We start from the raw sequence: 4,564 nt of genomic DNA on the forward strand, positions 1-4,564 counted from the left end.
CTTGCCGGGCTGGGCGGCGCGCAGCGCCTTCGCTCAGGGCGCCGGCACCCTGACAGGCAAGCCGAATGCGTCGTTGAGCGTCATGGACAAGCAGACCTCGCTGGCCGATGTCACGTCCTACAACAACTACTACGAGTTCGGCGTGGATAAGGGCGATCCCGCCGCGAATGCCGGCAAGTTGCAGACGCGCCCGTGGGCGGTCAGCGTCGAAGGCGAGGTCGCCAAGCCGCGCACCTTCACCATCGAGGAATTGCTCAAGCTGGCGCCCATGGAAGAGCGCGTCTATCGCCTGCGCTGCGTCGAGGGCTGGTCCATGGTGATTCCGTGGGTGGGTTACTCGGTATCCGAACTGCTGAAACAGGTTGAGCCCACGGGCAACGCCAAATATGTGGAATTCGTGACGGCGGTGCAGCGCGAGAACATGCCGGGCGTGCGTGCCGCCATCCTCGAGTGGCCCTACGTCGAAGGCTTGCGGATCGACGAGGCCATGAATCCGCTGGCGATGCTGGTGTTCGGGGTGTACGGCAAGGTCCTGCCCAACCAGAATGGCGCCCCGCTGCGCCTGGCGGTGCCGTGGAAATATGGCTTCAAGTCGGCGAAGTCGCTGGTCAAGATCCGGCTGGTGGAAAAACTGCCGGTATCGTCCTGGATCAAGGCGGCGCCGCAGGAATACGGCTTCTACGCCAACGTGAACCCCACTGTCCCACATCCACGCTGGAGCCAGGCAACCGAGCGCCGCATCGGCGAGGACGGCCTGTTCACCCCGAAGCGCAAGACCTTGATGTTCAACGGATATGGCGAGCAGGTGGCGTCGCTCTATCAGGGCATGGACCTGAAAGCGAACTACTGAGGTTCACCGATGCCTGAAGGCACTTCGCCGCCCGCCGCGGCCGCTTCACCGCCCAAACCCCCGCTGTCCGCTCGCGCGGTGGGGCGGATCAAGCCCTTCCTGTTTCTGCTTGGCCTGGCGCCGTTCCTGCGCTGGATCTGGCTGGGCTTCAACAACGGGCTGACCGCCAATCCGGTCGAATTCCTGACGCGGTCGTCCGGCACCTGGACGTTGGTCTGCCTGCTGGTGACACTGGCGATCACGCCATTGCGCCGCTTGACCGGGCAACCGGCGCTGGTTCGGGTGCGCCGGATGTGCGGGCTATTCGCGTTCTTCTACGGGGCCATGCATTTCATGGCCTGGGTCTGGTGGGACCGGGGGCTGGACCCCGCGGCCATGCTGCAAGATATCGGAGAACGCCCGTTCATCACCGTGGGGTTTGCCGCTTTTGTGCTGATGACGGCGCTGGCCGCCACCTCCACGCAGTGGGCCATGCGCCGGCTGGGCAAGCGCTGGCAGCAATTGCACCGCGCCGTCTATGCGATCGGCCTGCTGGCGGTGCTGCACTACTGGTGGCACAAAGCCGGCAAGAACGATCTGGCGCAACCGCTCCTGTATGCCTCCGTGCTGGCTCTGCTGCTTGGCTGGCGGGTCGTGGCGTGGTGGCGGCGCCGGGCGTGAGGCTGGCGGGCGCTGGACGCGGTCAAAGGCCTGGGCCGGGGCTGAGGCCGAGGTTGAGGTTTAGACTGCTTAACGTGGGCCCGTTCAAGGCATCGCCAGCATGATGGCGGCGGTTTCCGCGTCCGGCTGGCCATCGTGCAGGGCAGGCCGGTAGTGCATCTGAAATGCCGCTAGCGTATTGATCGTGGCGCGGTCCAGGGTGCCGTCCTGCGGACAGGCGTAGCCCAGCCGCTGCAATTGTTTCTGGAACCAGGCAACGTCGGGCACGTCTTCGGCCTGCAGGCGCGCCAGATGCGCGGCTGCGCCGGTTTCGTCGAACCAGCGGCCGATGCCCGCTGCAGCCAGCGTTTGCCACGGAAATAGCGGGCCGGGGTCCACTTTGCGCTGCGGCGCGATGTCGCTGTGGCCCACCACGTTCTCGGGCGCGATGCCGTGGCGCTGGATGATGTCCCGCAGCAGCAAGGTCAATGCGCGCACCTGGCGGTCGTTGTAGGCGTGCCAAAGCGGCTTGCCGTCCGCGCCCTCGGTCCAGCCGGGGTTGACGATCTCGACCCCGATGGAGGTGCTGTTCATCGCGATGTTGCCATACCAAGAGGCGGCGCCGGCGTGCCATGCGGCACGGGTTTCGTCGACCAGGCGGTAGGCGCGGCCGTCCTCGTTGATCAGGTAGTGCGCGCTGACCTTGCCCTTGGACAGCAGCTTCATCGATGTGGCATCGTCGACGGTCGTGTAGTGCAGGACGACGCTGCGGACGCGGCTGGCCTGGCTGACGGCGGTGATGGACGTGTCAAGGTCCAGTCCGGCGGGGCCGCGCGCGGCGCAGCCGGCCAGGACTGCCGTGGCCAGCAGTGAGGTAATCAGGCGGTGCATACGGGTCAGCGGGCCAGATACAGGAACAGTGTCGGCAGCTTGTCCAACAGGGGCGCGGGCCGTTTTTTCCAGTCGGCCACGGTGTGCGTCGCGATCCATTCGTCGGCCGTCGTGACCGAGCGGGCCACGCACAGCTTGGTGTCGCCTTTCAGGCTGGCCAGCAGGGTGGTGAACATGGCGGCGTTGCGATACGGCGTTTCGATCAGCAACTGGGTCTGGTTATGCTTGGCCGAATGCTGTTCCCAGGCTCGCAGCTGTTTGGCGCGCTCGGCGGGGTCCACGGGGGCATAGCCGTGGAAGGCGAATCGCTGCCCATCCAGGCCGCTGGCCATCAGGCCCAGCAGGATCGAAGAGGGGCCGACCCAGGGCTTGACGGTCAGGCCCAGGCGATGGGCCGCGTCCACCACCTTGGCGCCCGGATCGGCAACCGCCGGGCAGCCGGCTTCGGAAACCAGTCCAATTTCCGCGCCTTTCTTGATCGGGTCGAGCCATGCCTTGATCTGGCCGTCGTCGATTTTGTCGGTCAGGGTGTGGATGGTGATTTCCTGCAGTGGCAGGGTGGTGCCGATAAGCTTCAGGAAGGCGCGCGCCGTCTTGGCGTTCTCGGCGATGTAGGTGTCCAGCCGTCCGGCCAGCGCGCGGACGTCGGCGGGCAACCAGCGCTCGGCCGGGGCCTCGCCCAGGCCGACGGGAATCAGGTGCAGCGCGCCGCTCATGCCGGCGCTCCGGGGGCGTCCAGCGGATCCAGCCCGAACCGCGTCAGCATGCGCGTCAGCTCGATCAACGGCAGGCCGATAATCGCGGTCGGATCGTCGCTCTGGATGCTCTCCATCAAGGCGATGCCCAGGCTTTCCGCCTTGGCGCTGCCTGCGGTATCGTAGGGTTCCTCGGCGCGCAAATAGGCCTCGATGGCGTGGTCCGACAGTTGGCGGAAATGGCATCGCGTGATGATGTCCGCTTTTTCCACCCGTTTGCCATCCGTCACCGCCAATGCGCTGTGGAATTCCACGATTTGCCCCGACAGGGCGCGCAATTGGGCTTGGGCGCGCGGAAAATCCCCCGGCTTGCCGATCGGCTGTCCGTCGATCGTGGCAACCTGGTCCGATCCGATCACGAGGCTGCCGGGGTGCTTGTCCGCCACGGCCATGGCCTTGGCAACCGACAGGCGCAGAGCCAGCGCCGCGGGCGTTTCACCCGGCTGTGGCGTTTCGTCTACATCGGGGGAAATGGCCGTAAAGGGCAGGCGCAGGCGCGACAGCAGTTCTTTGCGGTAACGCGAGCTGGACGCGAGGATCAGGCTAGGCTTGGAAGGCATGCGATATTTGACGTTAAAGCGTAAGTCGCAGTATTATCTAACGTTTTGCGGGATTTTTGCAGCGAACGCGATGGCACGAAGCATGCGTGAGTGATCGGCATGAGCAAGCAGCCTGAGTAATCAGCGTAAGCAATCAGCCTGGTTAATCGTCATCAGCGTGAGCAATCGCAAAGACCCGTGAATGCAAAGGATTGATCATTAAGCGCATCGATGCATTCGCATTTGCCCATAGCGGCAAGGAAGCGCATGGCACCATACCTCTTGTGCGGTTTTCGCGCGCGGTTGAAGGGTTACCCGAACAACCGCTGGGCGATGCCGGGCTTGTGACGTGGTCTGTGCGCGGTGAGGTGGGCAAGTCTGGTCTGTTGCTTGGCCGGCCCCTCTTGCACGTTCGCGTGCAGGCAAACCCGGTGCTGGTGTGCCAGCGGTGCAACGCGCCGTTCGTGTATCCGGTCGATAGCGAAGTCCTCTTGCAGCTGGTCAAGTCCGAAGCCGATCTCGATGATGGCAATACCAACGGCGATTACTCCGATGGTCGTGCCCACGAGGACGATGAAGACGAAGAAGGAAATGGTTTTGTGTCCAACCAACCTGAAAAGGTGGTCGGTTCGCATCATTTCGATCTGCTGGCCCAGGTCGAAGATGAGCTCATTCTGAGCGTTCCGTATGTGCCCAAGCATGATGTATGCCCGGGCGCGCAGGCCAAAGTCAGCGAAGTTCCTGAAGAACCCGCTGTCAAGCGTCCGTCGCCGTTTGCGGTGCTGGAACAACTGAAGCACAAAGATTGAGATCAACATCGGGCCGCATCGCGTACAATGCGCCCCGTTTCTAGGAGTCATCATGGCCGTTCAACAAAACAAGAAGTCCCC

At 63.9% G+C, this 4,564-nt stretch carries 6 protein-coding genes; 3 read left to right on the plus strand and 3 right to left on the minus strand.

Going from position 1 to position 4,564, the window contains the following annotated elements; all coding sequences use genetic code 11:
• The first annotated feature begins 1 nt into the window (after position 1).
• Together msrP and msrQ are read left to right on the plus strand one after the other, a co-directional pair.
• Complete coding sequence (gene msrP / locus VIR09_RS15915) at positions 2 to 850, plus strand: protein-methionine-sulfoxide reductase catalytic subunit MsrP (protein ID WP_332013745.1); 849 nt, start codon at positions 2 to 4, stop codon at positions 848 to 850.
• 9 nt (positions 851 to 859) lie between these two features.
• Positions 860 to 1,510: a protein-methionine-sulfoxide reductase heme-binding subunit MsrQ gene (msrQ, locus tag VIR09_RS15920; RefSeq protein WP_310032941.1), complete on the plus strand. Its 651-nt coding sequence runs from the start codon at positions 860 to 862 to the stop codon at positions 1,508 to 1,510.
• An 84-nt stretch (positions 1,511 to 1,594) separates the two neighbouring features.
• On the opposite strand, the gene VIR09_RS15925 is transcribed toward msrQ, so the two are convergent.
• Genes VIR09_RS15925 through VIR09_RS15935 form a run of 3 tightly spaced genes read right to left on the minus strand, consistent with a single transcriptional unit; the run spans position 1,595 to position 3,695 of the window.
• The gene (locus VIR09_RS15925; protein ID WP_332013746.1) at positions 1,595 to 2,380 is read right to left on the minus strand and encodes an N-acetylmuramoyl-L-alanine amidase; all 786 of its coding nucleotides are present in this window, start codon (positions 2,378 to 2,380) and stop codon (positions 1,595 to 1,597) included.
• A gap of 5 nt (positions 2,381 to 2,385) precedes the next feature.
• Positions 2,386 to 3,096: an SAM-dependent methyltransferase gene (locus VIR09_RS15930; protein WP_310032938.1), complete on the minus strand. Its 711-nt coding sequence runs from the start codon at positions 3,094 to 3,096 to the stop codon at positions 2,386 to 2,388.
• Complete coding sequence (locus VIR09_RS15935) at positions 3,093 to 3,695, minus strand: Maf-like protein (protein WP_332013747.1); 603 nt, start codon at positions 3,693 to 3,695, stop codon at positions 3,093 to 3,095. Before VIR09_RS15935 ends, VIR09_RS15930 begins: the two co-directional genes overlap by 4 nt.
• Before the next feature lie 191 nt (positions 3,696 to 3,886).
• On the opposite strand from VIR09_RS15935, the gene VIR09_RS15940 reads away from it, so the two are divergent.
• Positions 3,887 to 4,483, plus strand: a complete 597-nt coding sequence (locus VIR09_RS15940; protein ID WP_105555105.1) for a YceD family protein — start codon at positions 3,887 to 3,889, stop codon at positions 4,481 to 4,483.
• Positions 4,484 to 4,564 lie beyond the last annotated feature (81 nt).

This window comes from Achromobacter sp., assembly GCF_036567245.1.
GTDB lineage: Bacteria > Pseudomonadota > Gammaproteobacteria > Burkholderiales > Burkholderiaceae_B > Achromobacter.